The following is an 18,797-nucleotide window of genomic DNA, read 5'->3' as shown; positions in this document are numbered from 1 at the left end:
GTTAACTAGAATAGGGCCTAATTATACCCTTAACTAAGAAGAAAAGGTTAGCGTTGACGAGATTGTACCTTGACTAATGCCCAACGCTGTAACGCTTGTACTAACGCATCTTGTTGAATCGGCTTAGTCAAATAATCATCCATTCCGCTGGCAATGCATTTCTCCCTATCGCCTTTCATGGCATTCGCCGTTAATGCCACAATGGGAATATCTTTGACTTCTCGACCAGCTTCGCCAGCTCTGATTTTACGCGTTGCCTCATAGCCATCAATCTGTGGCATTTGACAATCCATTAAAACCAAATCGAAGGCGTTTCGAGAGTGTAAAGTATCGAGAACCTCTTGACCGTCTTGCGCTAATGAAGCCTGAATACCATGCTTTTTTAACAGCGTAAGAATGAGTACTTGATTGACTTTGTTATCTTCCGCGACCAAGACCTTTAATCCGGCTATCGAGTTGGCTTCATCGCTGGTGATTCGCTCGCGATCACGGCTCCCTACAATCGACTGACTCTTCAGCGGCGTAGTTATTTTTAGTAATTCACCGAACATCGCCCATAAATCAGGAGGGGTCACAGGTTTTGCAAAAACATAATCAAAATTATTGTTATCGACAAAGTGATTGTCACCTCTGGTCGCGAGAGAAGTCATGACCACCCAAGAAGGTTGTGGTGCCGTCTTTTCAATTTGCTCACCCTTAACCAATTCAGTCACATCAATATCGGGTAACGATTGATTAACGATCACGATGTCGACTGCTGAATTTGCTAACTGCCGTATCACTTGCTCCCCGGAGCTTACAGCCGAAACCTTCGCGCCCCAGCGTTTGAGCTGTTCAGCGGTTGCATCGAGTAAACGTTTGTTTGGGTCAACCAGTAAAATAGAGGTATTTCTTAAGTCCACACCAAGTGATAACTGGTCGTCGTTGCCTTTTGCTTCTAACTTCAGCTCCACAGTAAAGCTAGACCCTTCACCAAAGCGACTCTTCAACTCCACTTTGCCTTGCATCAACTCGACCAGTTGTTTGACTATGGCCAGCCCCAAACCTGTACCACCATAAACTCGCGTGGTTGAGGTGTCGGCCTGCGTAAAACTTGAAAACAATGACCGTTGCTTTTCTTCGGCGATACCAATGCCGGTATCAGAAACTTCAAAAGACAACAGGCCATGTCCATTTTTGCGTTCGCTACTCGCATATAAAACGACTTCGCCTTGTTCCGTAAATTTAATAGCATTGCTGATCAAATTATTTACAACCTGACGAATTCTTCCAGGGTCGCCATATAAGCGACGCAGGTGGCAATCTTTCACATCAAGTATCAATTCAATGTTTTTATTCTGAGCTTGATAACCATAAGACTCGACAATTTCAGAGAGCAGCGAGATAACGTCAAACTCGATGTTTTCTAGTATCAGTTTTCCAGATTCAATTTTTGAAAAATCGAGAATATCATTAATGATCGCCAATAGTGATTGAGCGCTCGACATACCGAGTGATGCGTAGTGACGTTGCTTCTCAGTCAGCCCCTGATTCATAAGCAATTCAAACATGCCCATGATACCGTTCATTGGCGTGCGAATTTCGTGACTCATACTGGCTAAGAACTCACTTTTAATGCGATTATTGTCTTCCGCCTGTGCTTGGGCGCGTATCAACTCTTCTTTGGCTCGGTCTCGTACTATGGCCAATGAGATCAAATCACCAATATCTTTCAAGAGGTTCAACCGAATTTCAGAACGCGAAGGGTTGATGTCAGTGTACAAAAACATAACACCTAGCAATCCTTCTTTTTGGCTTTCAATCAGCGGAACTATGTAATGTCCATGAGGTTTCATATCGTCCCAACGATGTTCGTGACGATGATCCGTCTCACAATTATCACTTATTAATATTTCTCCACTTTCCGCCGCTCTGCCACATAAACAATCGCCTAACTTAACAGTCTCTTCGTCAGCTAGAAATTGTTCAGAAAATTCACCTTGATAATGACAAAGCTTAAGACATTGCGACTCATTGTCATAACGAAAAATTCCGCCCTTGGTTTGAACATTTAAACCTTCGATTGAGAAAATAATATTCAAGGTCTTTTCTAAGCGCTCGTCTAAAGTTCCCGATTCGTTGAGCACGCTGGTGATTTGAAACTTAGCGTCGGTGGCTTCATAGATTTCTCGCCTGACTTCTTCGTGCATTCGCTGTTCAGTTATATCTTGAACTATGCCAAAGACTTTGGAGACTCTATTATTTTCATCTAACAGTATGTCACCAATCGCATGAACCCAACGCACTTCACTGTCTGACTGCCTCTTTATTCGATAACTGAAATCAAATTTTTTCCGCTTTTTAAAGAAGTCAAATTTAATGTAATCCAACAGCTTCTCTCTATCTTCTGATACTACCAAGTCTAACCAACTACTCGTCGTTTTTATGTATGTCTTATTGATACCAAAAATTAAATTCAACTCATCTGAGCTTTCCCAGGTGTTTGTTTGAACATTTAGCGAGTAATGGCCTATTCTTGCGAGTTTCTGCGCACTTTTTAATAATTGAGCTTGTTCGCTTAAGCGCTCTTTGGAGCGTCTCAATTCAGTAATATCCGTTCGAATGGCAATGTAAGACTCCGGCTTTTTATTCAACCCGAGTACGGGATAGATAGTCGTATCTACCCAGTAGAGTTCACCGTCTTTACGACGATTGCATATTTCTGCCCGCCAAACATTCCCTCTGGCAATTTGTCGATACATATTGATAAAAAATTCGGTCGGATGATAGCCAGAATTGAGTAACCGATGATTCTCGCCAATCAACTCTTCCGTTTGGTAGCCGCTGATAGTCGAAAATTTATCATTCGCAAAGATTATATTTCCTTTAACATCAGTAATGGCGACAATGGCATGTGAATCTAAAGCATTACGGATTTGTTTCGCTTGTTCAAAGGCGCGTTGCTCTCTAATTAAACTTGCATCCAACTCCTGCTTCGAACGTTCACGTTGTTTTAATAAAAAATTAAATTGATCAGCAACTTTTCGTAACTCCGCGACATCAAAAATGGCATGAAGTTCTTTATCATCGCCCTTTCCAACTAACTCTACCCACTCGGCAAAGGCCAGTAAGGGTTTGTTTAACCGCGCCACCACTAACTTAGCGATTAAAAAAATTGCGATGACCGAGAATACGGAAACACCCAGATAAAACAGCAATAACTCACGTTTTGAATTGATAATATTCTGATAGTCAAAAATTGACACAAAGACAAAGTTTTCACGACCGAACTCGACTTCCGTCGCTGCAATCGCTTTTTTATTAACAATATCGAATGCGGTGCTTGATGAATTAACCGCATTTTGAACAAATGACCTATATTCATCAAGGCTTAATGATTGCTCACCAAAAAAATGGTTGTCTTGAAAAAGTACACGTACCTTATCGCTAAAACTGTTTGCTTCTCGATTGGCTAAGAACTTTAGGTTGGCCAGATTGTAAACTAAGGCAATTCGACTGGTTTCCTGCTCATCCATTACTGCCGAGACCAAAACAATTTCATTGCGTGATTTATTCACGGACCAAAATTTTACTGGACTGATCGCAAAAAACGCTTCTGACGAGATGGCCGCGCTACCGGCACGTCGATACAGCGTTGTGACTTTACCGTCAGACTCTAGATACGCCCCGAGTAGAGTTTCATCTTTTTCTGAAGCAAATTTCACTAAGTGCGATAAGTTATATTCGCTACTCAAGTTATGAGCGTTTAAAACAAAATCATCACGTAACTCATCGTTAATTTGTTCTGACAATAATTCCTGATCAATAATCCATTGTTCTAAATACTTTAATTCCGTACGATGGGCCGATAAATATTCCTGGTTCACCTCAGCGTCGATCGCTTGAGAAAAACCATAGAATGCAAAACTCAATGTCAGCAAACTTGGAAAGATGGCAAAAACACACAACCAAAGCATCAACTTTTTCGAGAAAGATGGCAGCGATTTGTGAGGTTTAATTGCTGAGTTCATTTACTGATGGTGGCTCCAATAACTTAGTTTTTCTTGCAACTTATCGATAGACAAAGGTTTACTTAAGTAGTCATCCATCCCCGATGCTAAACACTTCTCTCGATCACCCTTTAAGGCGTTTGCCGTTAACGCAATAATCGGAATGCCTCGTTTACTGACTAATGTTTCATCGGTACGAATCGCTCGAGTAGCTTCGTACCCGTCCATTATTGGCATCTGACAGTCCATTAACACCACTGAGTAATCATTCTCGCTACGCAGCTTGACTAATGCCTCTTCGCCGTTGTTGGCAATGTCGACTTTAATTCCGAGTTTCTTAAGCATCGCTTTAGCGACGGTTTGATTGACTCTGTTATCTTCAACCAACAGTATTCTATTCAAACCTAAATCAGGGTAACTTTGTATGGCTTGCTCCGTTGAATCAGAAGTATTTAATTGAGACAGAAGCGCAGAGTAAAGATCACTCGGCTTCGCCGGTATAAATAGCTTTTTAGTCGGTATATCCTTTGGTAATAAACTAAAGGTCACTTCGCTGCTGATCTTTTGCAAAAGCACCATTCTTTGAATGAAATCTTGATTCTCTCTCGTCCAACTTTCGATCGCTTCTTTTTCCGTAAGATAGGTAAATTCATCAATGATAAACGATAGAGACTGAGAAATATTAAGTCCTTTTTTCCATTGATGAGTCACGCATCCAAGAGTCGCTAAACTATCAACCATAACCTTTTTAGCTTCGAGTGATTTCATCGCAATTACAATATTCGTCCCCGCCAGGTCCTTATAAGAATCGGTAATCACGTCGCCGTATCCAAATAATTCGACTTCGAAAATAAAACTGCTGCCATTGCCAACTTCACTACTGACCGAAATATCGCCCCCCATCAATTGACACAATCGTTTGACAATGGCTAAACCCAGTCCTGAACCGCCGTATTGTCTCGTCGTCGACGCATCGGCCTGCGTAAAGGCTTCAAATAAATCACTTTGCTTTTCTTTTGGTATTCCGATTCCCGTATCGGTTACTCGACATTCAAGTCGCCGTCTTGACGCAGGACCAATTTCAGTCATCTCAACTCGAATACTGCCACGGTTCGTAAATTTAATCGCATTGCCAATTAAGTTATTGAGTATCTGTCGCAGCCTGGCGGGATCACTGGTGACTCGCTTATGTTCTAATGTGTGAGTATCTAAAATTAGCTCTATGTTTTTTTCTTCGGCTTTTAGCGCAAAGGATTCCATCACTGAACCAAGAAACTCTAAAAGATCGAATTCCACTTGCTCAATATCAAGCTTTCCAGCTTCTATTTTTGAAAAATCAAGAATGTCATTAATCACCATCAGTAACGTTTCGGCTGAGTTATAGGCCAGTTTCACCTGATGAGCTTGCGAAACACCCATTTTTTGCTGCTTCAATAAACTCAACATTCCGAGCACGCCGTTCATTGGCGTTCTAATTTCGTGACTCATGCTGGCGAGAAATTCACTTTTCGCTAATGCTGCTTTTTCCGCGACTTCTTTTGCCTGAATTAAGTTTTTCTCTGTTCGTTTACGTTGTTCCGTCGCAAAAACACCACCGGTTAGCGTGCCGATTGAAATTAAAAAACTTTCTTCACTTTGGCTCCAATACTTAATTTCGTTGGTAGCTTCAGCGCACACCACACCAACAATGCCATCACCACCCGGAATAATAGCGTCAAGCAGAGAGTAAGTATTTAGGGGCTCGAGGTAGCTGTCACCAAACTCTTCTGTATCAGGATGCTTTTTGGCATCGGGAGCAGAAATATGGGAGCGCCGCAAAATAGCTGCGAAATACTTGGGGTAATCCTTTTGCTTGAGCACGGTTCCTTCAGACACAGAGTCCGTGCTTGATGAATAGAGTCCAATGTTTCTTAGTTCAGAGTAATCTTGATTGAACAACCAGATACTGCAACGCTCTATTTCTAACGTTTGGCATACCGTTTTCATTATTTGTGTTTTTGCTTGTTCTAAATTGCCCCCCAACACCTCTCTCTCAACGGTCAATTCGGCAATCGCCTGATTTAGACGAGCCACTTTCTGCCCTTCCACTTCGGAACGTTTGCGCTGATCGATATCTTGAAATGAGCCAAATAGTCGCACGCATTCGCCGTCTTTAAATTCAGCGTCACCTTTGGCCATTACCCAGATTTCTTTTCCCTTGGCCGTGATCAGTTGCAGCTCAGCTTCGTAGGGCTCACCGAACTGAATGCATCGTTCAACCAGACTGGATATTTTCTCGCGACTTTCGCCCTCTTTGTAGAAGTTAATCGCGGTGTCCAGTTTTGGTTGATAATCTTCAGGTACTTCATGAATAATTTTGGTCATATTCGACCAATAGACTTGGCTGGTTAAAAGGTTGACTTCCCAAGCTCCGATTCGCGCTAAGCTACTCATATTTTCTAGCGTTTTCTGTTGCTCATCGAGTAAACGTTTATTCTCTTTCTCTATGGTGATATCGATTTCAAATGCCATAAAGCCGGTGATCTCACCAGCCTCATTTTTTAACGGAGAACATTGTACTCTCACCCAATAAGGAGTGCCGTCTTTATGGTAGTTTAAAAGCTCTTCATCAAAGCCCTCGCCGCCTTTCAGCTTCTTAGCAATTTTCGAGGTAACGGCATGATTCGTTTTTTCTCCTTGTAAAAAGTCCTTCGGCTTCTTTCCTTTAATTTCTGCTAACGAATAGCCCGATATTTTTTCAAAAGCTTGATTGCACCACTCTATGTGTTCCTGAACATCGGTAATTAACACTCCATTGCTGGTTTGCGCTGCGATTTTCGACAGTCGTTTTAACTCTCTATCTTTGCCAACTCTTTCGGTAATATCGACCGCTGCCGCATAAATTTTTCCGGTCGTCTGCTCCTTAGAAGCCGACCAGCGCAAATATTTTAGCTCTCCATTTTTTGCAATGTAGCGATTCACAAAGTCTTCTATTTTTTCGTTCTCTAACAGCTTTGAAAATGCTTCTTGCGTTGCCTCTCTATCCTCTTCATGCACCCAATCCAGAAATGGCCTAGATAACAATTCTTTTTGAGAATATCCCAACACCACTTCAAGAACCGGATTTATTTTCTCGAAATAGCCTTGATCATTCGCAATACAATTAATAATTAGACTGGTGTTAAAAAAGGTCTCGATCTCTAGAATAGACGCCTTTAGGGCTTGCTCTGTTTCTTTGCGATCGGTAATGTCTATGTGCGTGCCAATCATTCGTTTTGGTGAACCGTCGTCTTGCCACTCAACCACTCGACCGGTATCGAGAACCCATACCCAACGGCCACTTTTATGACGCATTCTAGCTTCGCACTCATAGCGTTCGACTTTACCACGCCAATGGAGATTCAATCGCTCTTCAGATATTTGGCGATCGTCGGGATGGACGAGGTTAATCCAGGTTTGTATGGAAATAGGTCTCAGCTCTTCAAGTCGATACCCTACTATTTCAGCCCACCGCTCATTAAAGGTGACGTCTCCGGTTTGCACCTGCCAATCCCAAATACCAACCGCGGTTGACTCCATCACCAAGGCTAACTCATCAGCATTGGCCCGCAATACCTTTTCATAAATTCGACGATAAGAGAGATCTTCTAGAATCGACCAGACCAATGCTTTTCCAGAGACATCGTCAAAACGCACGCCACTCATTTCAACGGGAACCAAGCTGGCATCTTTACGAATGAGCTCTTTTTCGTAAGGACCGAAAGAGCCATTTTCATCCAGCTTCTTTGCTTGCAGTAAATCCTGCACTTGGTATTTTTCGGGAGTAAGCGTTGCAATATTCTGGTCGACAATTTCCTCCTGCGAATAGCCCAGTGGCTTTGCAAACGCTTTGTTGCATTCGATGACTCGACTATTGGTGTGATCAACCAGCGCCATACCTAATGGCGATAAATCAAATAGCACTTGTAAGCGAGCTTCACTCGCAAGGTGTCGACGATAGAAAGAAAGTGCGCTGACGATTCCCAACCAAATAATCGCAGCTAATGAAAAGATGACCCATTGCATTTGATGGAGATCGTTTATGGCACCTTGCCACCCTTGCTGCGGCACTCCGTACATTTTCCAAACTTGGCCAGGTAGCACAATTTCAAAGCTGACCGGATCGCTTTGCTTAACCTTAGCATTGCCAAAGAAAAATCTTTCTTGCCCATCGTCTAAGACGTTAGCGAGTGCCAAGTCGTATCGTTTAGAGTATTCCAGCAAACCAGATTTTTCATACACCCTATCAACATTGAGCACCACCGATAACAAGCCCCAAAATGCTTCATCACTGGATTCAGAGTCGGCGTTAGAGTTGGCGTTAGAGTTGATGTTAAGGTCACGATAAATTGGAAATCGGGCGATGAGTCCTTCCCCGCCTTGCAACAGCGTTAAAGGCCCAGTGACTACAACTTGCCTGGAATCTCGCGCTCGAAGGGCCGCGTCTTTTTGCGTCGGATGCGTTAAATAATTTAATCCGATGGCTTTTTCATTGCCTTGTAAAGGGTAAACATAAGACAAAACTAAATCGGGTGCGGCACCAAGATTGATGAGGTCCTTTGACGATTCAAACAATGGCTTAGCCAACACCTCAAAGTCTCGCTGAGACAAGGTATTGGTCGTGGCTAAAGCACTCGCCAAGCCGCGTGTTAATTGAAAGTCAGAGATCAATCGCCCTTCAATTTGCGCTCTTAAAGTGCCCAACTGGGCTATGACCGATGCCCGCAGTGCTTGCTTTTGCTGTTCTTGGTAAACCGAACTGGCCCAAACCGACAAATACAGCAATACCAAAGCACATAAGGCTGAAACAATCCAATACCAACCTTGGCGAGCCATAGGATTTGTTTTAGTTTTTATCGACATTCGATGCGCAATTTAGGGCTAATGGAGTCTCCTCTAACTATAGTCAAGATCGCCCTTTACGCCAGTTGAACAACTACTTTCAAAGAAACCTCAATTGGCATTTTGAAACACTTTGATTAAGCAAACTGTGATTATTTTTGATAGGCTAAGACCGAATTTTATCTACATTTGATATAAACAAATGTATTTATCGGCTGCACTCAAGTACAACCAGCGAACTAGGCATGTGAATACGGCTTAATAACGGACACTCTTTGACTTATGACTATTGTTGAACAGATCAATGCAACGTTATGGCAATCATGGCTAAGCTTAAGACACATAAAACGTCGTACCGCAGCCTCGCTATTGGTGTATTTCGCAACAGGATGCATTATTTTTATTATCTGCGGAAGTCTTCTGTTGCACCACCAAGAGTCACTTAAACAATTGCTTCTGGATTACCTTTTTCCGGAGTCATGGCAAAGCATATCTGAGCAAATGTTCAGTTTCTTTTTTGAATCACAAGCTAAACAGGTACTCGCGAATTTAATCATCAGTGGGTCGTTAGTGGTCGCCTCTATTTTTTTATTTCCCATCAAAGAGCGTTTGTCAGCGAACTTTGAAAGCGATTTAAACCTGCCGCTTGGCAAAGCTGAAGAGTTTAGTTTATTGCGACAAGGTGTCGAAGAAACTCGTCTGATTATCTTCTACTTAACTGCCCAACTGATCATTCTCTGGGTTGGCTATTACCCTTATTCATGGGCCAATACACTTTCAATTACCTTAAGTTATGTTTTCCTTTTTTATACATTTGCCCTAGATATCATCGCGCCAACCTTACAACGTCATCAAATGACCTATGGTCGAATTAATAAATTGCTTGCGAAGAATTTACTAGCGGCCATGATTTTTGGTTTGTGTTTTAGCTTACCAGCGTTATTTATAGGGCAATGGTTAATGAGCCAAGAGGACTATAACTTACTTGAAATATCCTTGATTCTTTTCTTGGTGAATTTACTGTTTATCGCCTGGTCAATTCCTATCGGAACTTATCTAGCTATTCAGTTACGACGTCGAACAAATCAAGTTAAAGCCATATCAAGTTCAACAACAGTGCTCAGCTATCTGGTTACCTTTGTGTTATTAACTGGAGGGTTACTTCTGCATGGACGACTATTGCAATCGATGCATCATAAAAGCCAAGTCTTAAAAGCCAACTACGACTTAGATTGGTCATCGTTTTCTTTGGAGTTACACAGTCTTGGCGAAGCTCTTTCACAGCGATCCATTGGTCAACTGAGCTTCGATTTATTAATTGAAAACCCGACTGAATACGACTTGGTGTTTGAAGACTCGGAAATCTTATTAGACAAATACGAACAGCCTATCAGTCGTATTGCGATTAAAGGGTTTGCCGTACCCGCTGGAGACACCCACCATTTGACCATGCAAATCGATGTTACGTCTGACTTTTCAAGTATTTCTGATTACAGCAGCGCTCTCGAAGGATGGCGAATGGAATATCGTTTACAACTATTCCCAGGCATCCCCTTTATCGTCGAAATATATGATCATGAATCATAGTCGGTGACAGTTCCGACAATTTAGCCTTTTACGACAAGTTAACCACGTACACATCTGAGGCATTCATTTTTTGTCCGATGCGCTTAAGCAGCCAAACAAAAATTCCCCAACCAAGCACCATCAAACTGATCCACACCGTCGCGAAAATGGGGGCATTAGAAAAGTGGGTCGCCTGATAAATGATGGTCGACAATGAATAAGCCAAATAAGAGGTCCAGCCGATAACGGTCCACATCCATAAGGCGCCAGCTTCACGTTTAATCGCACCGAGTACCGCAACACAGGGTGTGTACAAAAGAATAAGTACTAAATAGGCAAACGCTCCGAGTTGGCCATCAAACAAGCTAGCCATTTGAGTCAGGGTTTGTTGTTGTAACTCTTGCTCTGCGGTGACCGTTTCAGCGTCGGCAACACTAGACAGTCCCAGCGGATCGCCTAATGAACTCAGCATGTCGATAAAATTGTCTGGGATGGTTTGAGCAGCCTCTTTTGTTGACTGCCATAAATCCAGTTCGGTTGTTTCTGTCGACGACTCTTGATATAAAGCGTCGAGCGTACCGACAATGGCTTCTTTGGCGAATAAGCCAGTAAAAATACCCACAGTAGCAGGCCAGTTTTCTTCTTTGATTCCCAAAGGTTTAAAGGCCGGAGTGATGGTTTGACCGATTTTGCTCAAAACGGAGTTCCGGGTATTTTCATTTCCAAACGATCCATCGGTGCCAATTGAATTCAAGAAACTCAAAAGAACAACCACCATGACAATGGTTTTACCCGCGCGACTAAGAAAGTTTTTCAATCGATGCCAAGTGGTCAAAAAGATATTGCGCCAAACAGGCATGTGATAAGCCGGCATTTCAATGAACGAAGGTGCCGCTTTGGCCGCAAAAACTTGCTTTCGAAATAACCAACCAGAAAAAATGGCGACCACAATGCCCATCAAATACAACGCAAATACGACATTTGCGCCATTGCTTGGGAAAAAACGCGGCGGCAAATAAAGCGTATACCGTTAACCGAGCACCACAAGACATAAAGGGCGCCATAACGATGGTCAATAGGCGATCAGACTCTCGATTCATCGTGCGTGCCGCCATAACCGCTGGCACGTTACATCCGAAGCCGACAATTAGGGGAACAAAGGCATTTCCGGGTAAGCCAATCTTTGCCATTAGTCGATCGATAACAAATGCGGCTCGCGATAAATAACCACTGTCTTCAAGAATCGACAGACATAGATACAAGACACCGATAACCGGGATGAAGGTGGCCACTAATTGAATACCGCCTCCCAGGCCTTTCGCTAAAATAACTTCTAACCACTGAGGTAAACCGACACTTTGTGACAAGGTGGCCACGCCATCGACGAAAAAAGCACCGAACAGAATGTCGAAGAAGTCGATAAAAACGGCACCAAGATTGACCGCTACGGTAAACATCAAATACATCATAAACAAAAAGATCGGCACACCTAACCAACGGTGCAATACCAAACGATCAATAGCCTCGGTTCGATCAGAGCGCCCCGGAACCATTTTAACCACACCATCGGTTAAGGTTTTTACCATCTGATACCGCTGAGTGCTGCGTCCGACTAGCTGATCAGTCTCGCCACCAAATGAGCAGGAGGCTTCGGCTTCAGAACGAACTTGTTGCGTGTCTTCTAGTGCCGCGGCAAATACTTGAATTTCTTTGCGTAACGCTTCTACGCCTTTTCCAGTCGAACCAACCATGGCCACCACTGGCACTTGTAAACGCTCAGCCAAGGTTGCCAGATCGATCTCGATCCCTTTGTCGAGCGCTACGTCGGTCATATTGAGCACGACGATCATCGGCGTTTCTAGTTCTCGCAATTGCGACGTTAAAATGAGGTTGCGATTAAGGTTCGCGGCATCAACAATATTGATAATGACATCGGCTTGTCGAGACAGAAGGTATTGTGCGGCGATCAGTTCGTCTTTTCCTGGCTCAATTTGGTCTAAATTATAGAGCCCCGGTAAATCAACCAGACTGGCTTGTTGATGTTCGAGTTTTACTTGGCCAGTTTTTTTCTCAACCGTCACCCCAGGCCAGTTACCAACTTTTTGACGTGACCCGGTTAATCGGTTAAAGATGGTGGTTTTGCCGCAATTAGGGTTGCCTACCAGAGCGATATTCATTATCGACTGACTCTCACTATTTGATGTGGAATGATCGCGAAGGATCAAACATTAGGAATGATATTGATGAGCTGCGAATCGACGCGTCGAATACTGATATAAGTCGTGCCAGCTTTTACCTGCATTGGATCGCCAAGCGGTGCGTCTCGCAAAACTTCTAGTTGCTCGCCAGGAACAATACCGAGGGCCATAATTCGGCTTAACAAGGATGGATCACCCTCCGCCAAGCTTTCCACAATCCCTTTTTGTCCCGGTTTCAGGTCTCGAAGCGTCATTTAAACGAAATCACAACTATCTAAATAAGAATAGTTCTCAATATTATCTTAAAATTTAGATTTTGCAATGCTTATCTGACGATTTATTACGATTTCATGACTTTTCTTTGGCTCAGTTTCCATCACGAATTCATGAGCTGAGTTGCGCCCGCGTATGCTTCGCCCAACGTTCAAAATCCTCCGTCGATAAATCACTGATTGAGAAGCCCGTTTCGCAGCTACCATCTTTCGACTCTGACCATTGAACTTTTGCAAATAACAACCACAACTGGCCTTCATCGCTCTCAATGCAAAGATGAATATCGAGGCCTACTGGCAAGACTTGGTCACTGGTTATCCGTAGCCCTTGCCGTGAGACATCCAATGTCTTGCATTCAATTGAATTTAAAATTCCTTGTTCATCCGTATACGACCATTGAAAGGTCACCCGATGGCTTCGCGCGATACGTTCATGTTGGCGTCGCTCTTCCATTGCCCGCTCCTCATCGAAAACTCAGCTAGAATGTGCTCTTCTAACTTTAGCTTATGAAATAACCTTCATCCAAGCTGACGGTTACGGTCACTCCAACCGGCACACATCGACTTCCAGTCGCTATCAGAGTTCTCTCGACAACCAAGTTCATTATTTCTTAAAAACAATCTCACAAAAAGATGCTATCTCATTGTAACTATTGAAGTTTTTCACTCCTTAAACATCTAAATATCGCGATGATTAATATACAAGTGTGAATACACTCACAAGTTTGTAAGAAATCTCGCACGATAATTAGAAATTTCCACGCACGTGGTTAAAACTTGAGCTGTATTAAAATTAGCTCATCAACTGAATGTGAGGAAGTATTATGCAACAACATAACTGGGTAACTTTCACCAAAGGACGAATTCATGTCACTGGTTGCGCTCACTGCGGACAAGTATTATTGCCAACTAATGAACATACTGAATGCTTTAAAGTGTCTATGGATGACAACCTGTTAGCCAAAAAAGGCTTTCGTGCCTCAGGGTATTTAGTCACTCCCGGCAGCCAACGCGTCGCATAACATACCCGAAGCTCTAGAGGGGAATGAGTCGCCTCTGGCGGGCTCATTCTAGTCCGCAAGTGGCAGACGCCACAACATCAGCACTTCAAGATCAACTTTAATATTACCGAATTATCTCAATCTTCATAAAAGTGTCTCCTATCAGTAAAAAATCTCAAATATAACTGTCAGCTTTGCCAGGCATAGTGTGCGCCTTGAAATAACAATAAAGGAAATTGACCCATGAAGGTTCTGTCACACTGGCCAGTCAGTCTTGCACTTCTGACGACGCTTTCGACCGCTGGTGCCAATCAGCTACTGATTACCGAATACCTAGAAGGCTCGAGTAATAATAAAGCCTTAGAGCTCACCAACCGCTCTGACCAACCATTAGATTTAAGCCGCTACCGTGTAGATGTTTACTTCAACGGAAGCACCAGCGCAGGTGCCAGCCTTAACTTGAACGGCAGCTTAGCGCCGAACGCCTCTTATGTTGTTGCTCATGCCAGTGCAAACGACGCGATATTGAGCGTTGCGGATCAGACTTATGGCGGCGGTTTGTTTAATGGGGATGACTTTATCGCCCTGACCCGTGACGATCAGATTATTGACAGCATTGGACAGCTGGGTGTCGATCCTGGTAGCCAGTGGGGCGATGGCGTTGCATCGACGCAAAACGCAACGTTGCGACGTAATGTTGAGATTCTCGACGGCGATACTGACGTTAACGATGTTTACGACGTCAATGCGCAATGGCAAGGTTTCGCCAGTGACGATTCGAGTGATCTCGGGCAGTATCTGACCACGCCTCCGGAAACTGGAGAGTTAGGACAGTGTGGCGAAAGCTATACTCTAATCAGTGCCATTCAAGGTACTGGTGAAGAATCGCCATTGACTGGTGAGGCCGTCAATATTGAGGCGATCGTCAGTTACGATGGTACTGAAGCCGATGCTCTCAGAGGCCTATTTGTTCAATCAGCCACGGCCGACATTGATCTTTCTGCTGACACTTCCGAAGGCTTGTTCATCTACACTGGCTCTGAGTCCGTTGAAGTATCCGTTGGCCAACGCATTCGATTACGTGGCAATGTTGGTGAATACTACGGACAAACGCAATTGAGTCAAATTGCGGACTGGACGCTCTGTGCCGGACAAGAAGAGCAACCAAGCTATCAAGTCATCACGTTGAATGAACAAAACCTTCCGCAACTTGAACCTTATGAGGGCATGTTGGTTTCTTTCGTCGAGCCGCTTACCGTTACGTCGGTCGATAACTTATTTCGCTATGGCGAGTTATTATTGAGTAGCCATGGTCGACAAATGATCCCAACCGACGTTGTTCGCCCAGGCTTAGAAGCTGAGGCGCTTGCTGAACGCAACCGAAGCAATCGTTTGGTACTTGACGATGGCTCAACCCGCTCTAATCCGCAGCCAATACCCTATCCCGCCCCAGAGTTGAGCGCCGACTACAGCGTGCGTGTTGGCGATCAAGTCAATCAACTCAGCGGCGTTTTGGGCTATGGATTCAACCAATTTCGAATTCATCCCACCCAAAGGGTACAACTCGAGTTTAGCAATCCTCGTGTTGCGGATCCGCAACAACTTAACCCAGATTTTTACGATCCAGAGCAATTAACCATTGGTAGTTTTAACGTGCTTAATTATTTCAACGGAGATGGTCTAGGCAACGGATTCCCCACCTCTCGCGGCGCAGACAACGCGACAGAGTTACAACGTCAGCAAGACAAGTTGGTCGCTGCTTTAGGTAATCTCAACGCCGATATTGTTGGATTAATGGAAATTGAAAACGATGGTTATGCTGACACCAGTGCGGTTGCGCAATTAACGGCCGCACTAAACAACGAGCTCGGAGGTGACGTATACGCCTTCATCGCGGTCGTTGCCGATAAGCTTGGAGGCGATCAAATTACTCAAGCACTGCTGTACAAACCGGCGAGAGTCGAGCTCATTGGTCAAGTGGCCACCACCGCAGAAGAACCATTCGACTATGGGAATCGTCAGCCACTTGCCGCTAGCTTTAAGCCGGTCAATAGCAATGACGCCCTAACCGTCGTCGTCAATCACTTCAAATCAAAAGGTGGTTGCCCGAGAGATGGGTCACTGAATGAAGATCAAAATGACGGTCAAGCTTGTTGGAACGAGTTGCGAACACAAGCGGCATCGGCCTTAGTCGATTGGTTGGCCAGCAACCCCACGCAAGCGTCCACTCGCGGCACTGTTTTGCTCGGCGACTTTAATGCTTATAGCCAAGAAGATCCCTTGCAAGTTTTCTTAAACGGCGGCTTCGTTAACAGCGCAAACTACATGACCAACAGTCATCATTCGTATCTTTACCAAGCTGAGTCTGGCGCGCTGGATCACTTATTCTTAAGCGCCGACATTGCAAACTTGGTAAGCGCAGCCAACGTTTGGCACATCAATGCCGATGAAGTCCCACAACTCGATTACAATGTTGAAGGCAAATCAGAGTTGCAACTCGACCAACTGTATCGTCCCGATAGCTATCGCGCTTCTGACCATGATCCGTTAATCGTTCAACTTGACTGGCCAGTTATTCCAACCAATGAGGCTCCTGTCGCTGGGTTTAAAGCGTATCACTTTTGGTTATTCACCTACTTCAAAAACACCAGCAGTGATGCCGATGGACACATTGTGGAGAACCAATGGACATTCAGCGATGGTTATCAGTCTCGGCGAAAACACGTTTTACGATTGTTCTGGTGGCCAAATCAAACACAGGTATCTTTAACCGTTACGGATAACGAAGAGTCGAGCACCACGATAACGAAAAGTTTCGAGTAACCTTGTTTTAAATAAGACTGGTTTTAAATAAGACGGATTTCAAACAACACCTGTTTCAAACAACAACAGTTTCAAACAACAACAACGGAAGTAACACACCCTCAAACCAATGTGATTGGTTTCTTAAAGCGGAACGGTTTCGGTTCCGCTTTCTCTTTTTCAGCGGTATGATTCTGTCTTAATCTAGATGAGATAAGCATACGTTGTAGACAATGAAACGATCCAATTTAATTACCCCTGAAGGAGCAACGCGCCTGCGTAATGAGCTTGCCGATCTCTGGAAAAATAAACGTCCAGAGGTGACTCGAGCGCTCGCAGCAGCAGCGGCAGAAGGAGATCGTTCAGAAAACGCTGAGAATCTCAAATAACCCCTTCTTACATACTAATCTAAATAAAACCTATAAATATCAAAATCTTAAAAATAGTACTAGTAATATTCAAACATACTATAGATTAGTGTAAAAACGAAAAAGCGGCCTCATTAAGCGTGGTAACTCATATGCGATCTGACACAATAGAATTTTGAATTTACCTTAAAGCAGGATATTCAGCTGCAGGTGAACTAACAAATCAAAATGTAAAATTAAGTCCAAGCTATTCTACTTTATTCGTCCTGATGAGCTGTCCTTTTATATTTATCTTTGCGCTATATTGCATCTGCTATGAGTGGGCTGGGGGTTAAATCTAACTCTATGATAATCAACCCAATCCTCTGCAAGTTTAGCATCGCAAAACTTTCGAATTTGACTATCGCCTATATCTTGATAAGCAATACTATCAACTGTTAATGACTTACTTTCAATCCAATCTTCGAATATGGCTTTGAATGTGTTAGGAGGAGTGTGATCTGCATGCAAATCCATTTTAACTATGAGTTTATTGCATATAGAACACGTTAAGTTGTTGCTACTTATAAAGTCATTTCTAGCTTTATCTTGTTGCTCTCTAATATGACAACGAGCAGCATCGACAACATTATCTCTATTCAATAATTTTTCCCGCATCCCTGGGCTAACGAAACATTTAGCAGAGTAGCCAATATGAGTCACTTCACCAGACTCCAAAGTTATCCAGAACTGATGGTTAGACCCACTAGAAGACGGCTTAACTTCAATCTTTTTGATCTCTGTAGGAATCTTAACTAGCGGATTGTAGTGATGCTTTTCAAATGCCTCTTTCAAAAAATAAAAGTCACTCCCAATCACCCTCCCCTTAGGAGCATATCGATTTAAAATCACACTGCACTTATTTCTGGCACCACTTTGATTAAATGACTCACCTTGTATAATGAATTCCAATGGCATATTACCTCCTTATGTAAACATAGCGTAGCAAGCAACTGCCGAGAGAAGAGAGATTGAGCAACCACACGAAGCGATACTGGACGGACTTGCTGGTCTTTCTATAGTTCATGAATAATTAAGTGCTCAGGCTTATAAATATTTACCTGCCCGCTCTTGTATTCTTTAAGGCGCCAACGAAAACCACCTTTTTTCATTAGCGCCACAGCTTCTTTAACTTCAGTGACACCTGAAACTTTATTGTCTGCTTTTTGTATTTTATTACTACCATTAGTTTTTTGAAGTTCTTCTGAAAATATTGGAAACGTACCATCTTTTTCTCTATATGGGACAAACACCTTTTCTATTACAGTCCCCTTCATTCCTAATGCATAGATTATGTAGTTAACTGGCATAAATATCCTTTTTTAAGCTAACGACACCATCTGTCGAAAGTAGTATTATGTATTACTTTAAAATTTGTGCAAACCGTCTCGTGGTATTTTCTTTATTAGATACCAATCCAAAATATCCTTTGCCAAAAGATATGTTGCTTCTAACAAAAACAGCTTACCTGATAAGTTCATTTTATCCTCACCAACAACTCTAACATCAGCAGATTTGGCCTGAACCAACGAACCCCTTACCTCTTTTAATCTAACGTAACTATGCCATGTTATTTTCATTTAAGCGAATCAATGCCAGATTTCACCCAAATGGCTGAAGCCAAAGAGGTGCGACCAGATAGAAAAATTTGCATTTCCTCCATTCTGATTTGTATTTAAAGGATTACACCCACTAAAGAGCT

The 18,797-nt window shown here is 43.2% G+C and carries 12 protein-coding genes; 4 read left to right on the top strand and 8 right to left on the bottom strand.

Annotation, left to right across the window (positions count from 1 at the left end; translation table 11 throughout):
* Nucleotides 1-47: 47 nt before the first annotated feature.
* Nucleotides 48-4,010, bottom strand: a complete 3,963-nt coding sequence (locus Q9312_RS16000; RefSeq protein WP_309201869.1) for a response regulator — start codon at nucleotides 4,008-4,010, stop codon at nucleotides 48-50.
* Entirely contained in the window at nucleotides 4,011-8,870 is a 4,860-nt protein-coding gene (locus Q9312_RS15995; protein ID WP_309201868.1) for a PAS domain S-box protein, read from the bottom strand.
* Nucleotides 8,871-9,131: 261 nt separating this feature from the next.
* On the opposite strand from Q9312_RS15995, the gene Q9312_RS15990 reads away from it, so the two are divergent.
* Complete coding sequence (locus Q9312_RS15990; protein WP_309201867.1) at nucleotides 9,132-10,436, top strand: hypothetical protein; 1,305 nt, start codon at nucleotides 9,132-9,134, stop codon at nucleotides 10,434-10,436.
* Between the two features lie 28 nt (nucleotides 10,437-10,464).
* Here the strand turns inward: Q9312_RS15990 and Q9312_RS15985 are convergent, their stop codons facing one another.
* The 4 genes from Q9312_RS15985 to Q9312_RS15970 all read right to left on the bottom strand — a co-directional run bounded on the left by Q9312_RS15985 (nucleotide 10,465) and on the right by Q9312_RS15970 (nucleotide 13,339).
* Nucleotides 10,465-11,373 (bottom strand): nucleoside recognition domain-containing protein, encoded by a 909-nt coding sequence (locus Q9312_RS15985; RefSeq protein WP_309201866.1) that lies wholly within the window; start codon nucleotides 11,371-11,373, stop codon nucleotides 10,465-10,467.
* Nucleotides 11,291-12,592: a ferrous iron transporter B gene (gene feoB / locus Q9312_RS15980; RefSeq protein ID WP_309201865.1), complete on the bottom strand. Its 1,302-nt coding sequence runs from the start codon at nucleotides 12,590-12,592 to the stop codon at nucleotides 11,291-11,293. The genes Q9312_RS15985 and feoB overlap by 83 nt, the downstream gene beginning before the upstream one ends.
* 44 nt (nucleotides 12,593-12,636) lie before the next feature.
* Nucleotides 12,637-12,867, bottom strand: a complete 231-nt coding sequence (locus Q9312_RS15975; protein ID WP_309201864.1) for a FeoA family protein — start codon at nucleotides 12,865-12,867, stop codon at nucleotides 12,637-12,639.
* Between the two features lie 130 nt (nucleotides 12,868-12,997).
* Nucleotides 12,998-13,339 carry a PilZ domain-containing protein gene (locus Q9312_RS15970; RefSeq protein ID WP_309201863.1) on the bottom strand — a complete coding sequence of 114 codons (342 nt, stop codon included), beginning with the start codon at nucleotides 13,337-13,339 and terminating at the stop codon, nucleotides 12,998-13,000.
* 370 nt (nucleotides 13,340-13,709) lie between these two features.
* On the opposite strand from Q9312_RS15970, the gene Q9312_RS15965 reads away from it, so the two are divergent.
* The 3 genes from Q9312_RS15965 to Q9312_RS15955 all read left to right on the top strand — a co-directional run bounded on the left by Q9312_RS15965 (nucleotide 13,710) and on the right by Q9312_RS15955 (nucleotide 17,077).
* On the top strand, nucleotides 13,710-13,907 hold the full coding sequence (locus tag Q9312_RS15965; protein WP_309201862.1) for a hypothetical protein: 198 nt from the start codon (nucleotides 13,710-13,712) through the stop codon (nucleotides 13,905-13,907).
* 222 nt (nucleotides 13,908-14,129) lie between these two features.
* Nucleotides 14,130-16,709, top strand: coding sequence for an ExeM/NucH family extracellular endonuclease (locus tag Q9312_RS15960; RefSeq protein ID WP_309201861.1), 2,580 nt, complete (start codon nucleotides 14,130-14,132; stop codon nucleotides 16,707-16,709).
* Between the two features lie 212 nt (nucleotides 16,710-16,921).
* Nucleotides 16,922-17,077, top strand: a complete 156-nt coding sequence (locus Q9312_RS15955; protein WP_309201860.1) for a transcription elongation factor GreB — start codon at nucleotides 16,922-16,924, stop codon at nucleotides 17,075-17,077.
* Between the two features lie 267 nt (nucleotides 17,078-17,344).
* Here Q9312_RS15955 and Q9312_RS15950 read toward each other — a convergent pair whose 3' ends face one another.
* Nucleotides 17,345-18,013, bottom strand: a complete 669-nt coding sequence (locus Q9312_RS15950) for a DUF3223 domain-containing protein (RefSeq protein WP_309201859.1) — start codon at nucleotides 18,011-18,013, stop codon at nucleotides 17,345-17,347.
* Nucleotides 18,014-18,111: 98 nt separating this feature from the next.
* Nucleotides 18,112-18,405 carry a hypothetical protein gene (locus Q9312_RS15945; RefSeq protein ID WP_309201858.1) on the bottom strand — a complete coding sequence of 98 codons (294 nt, stop codon included), beginning with the start codon at nucleotides 18,403-18,405 and terminating at the stop codon, nucleotides 18,112-18,114.
* Between the last annotated feature and the right edge of the window lie 392 nt (nucleotides 18,406-18,797).

It is taken from the genome of Pleionea litopenaei (assembly GCF_031198435.1).
Taxonomy (GTDB): domain Bacteria; phylum Pseudomonadota; class Gammaproteobacteria; order Enterobacterales; family Kangiellaceae; genus Pleionea; species Pleionea litopenaei.
The sequence above is the reverse complement of the archived record's forward strand: the minus strand, read 5'-3'. Positions and strand labels throughout refer to the sequence as shown.

Coding starts and splice junctions, on each gene's coding strand:
- Q9312_RS16000 (WP_309201869.1), bottom strand. CDS start 4,010: ATGAACTCAGCAATTAAACCTCACAAATCGCTGCCATCTTTCTCGAAA.
- Q9312_RS15995 (WP_309201868.1), bottom strand. CDS start 8,870: ATGTCGATAAAAACTAAAACAAATCCTATGGCTCGCCAAGGTTGGTAT.
- Q9312_RS15990 (WP_309201867.1), top strand. CDS start 9,132: ATGACTATTGTTGAACAGATCAATGCAACGTTATGGCAATCATGGCTA.
- Q9312_RS15985 (WP_309201866.1), bottom strand. CDS start 11,373: ATGGGCATTGTGGTCGCCATTTTTTCTGGTTGGTTATTTCGAAAGCAA.
- feoB (WP_309201865.1), bottom strand. CDS start 12,592: ATGAATATCGCTCTGGTAGGCAACCCTAATTGCGGCAAAACCACCATC.
- Q9312_RS15975 (WP_309201864.1), bottom strand. CDS start 12,867: ATGACGCTTCGAGACCTGAAACCGGGACAAAAAGGGATTGTGGAAAGC.
- Q9312_RS15970 (WP_309201863.1), bottom strand. CDS start 13,339: ATGGAAGAGCGACGCCAACATGAACGTATCGCGCGAAGCCATCGGGTG.
- Q9312_RS15965 (WP_309201862.1), top strand. CDS start 13,710: ATGCAACAACATAACTGGGTAACTTTCACCAAAGGACGAATTCATGTC.
- Q9312_RS15960 (WP_309201861.1), top strand. CDS start 14,130: ATGAAGGTTCTGTCACACTGGCCAGTCAGTCTTGCACTTCTGACGACG.
- Q9312_RS15955 (WP_309201860.1), top strand. CDS start 16,922: ATGAAACGATCCAATTTAATTACCCCTGAAGGAGCAACGCGCCTGCGT.
- Q9312_RS15950 (WP_309201859.1), bottom strand. CDS start 18,013: ATGCCATTGGAATTCATTATACAAGGTGAGTCATTTAATCAAAGTGGT.
- Q9312_RS15945 (WP_309201858.1), bottom strand. CDS start 18,405: ATGCCAGTTAACTACATAATCTATGCATTAGGAATGAAGGGGACTGTA.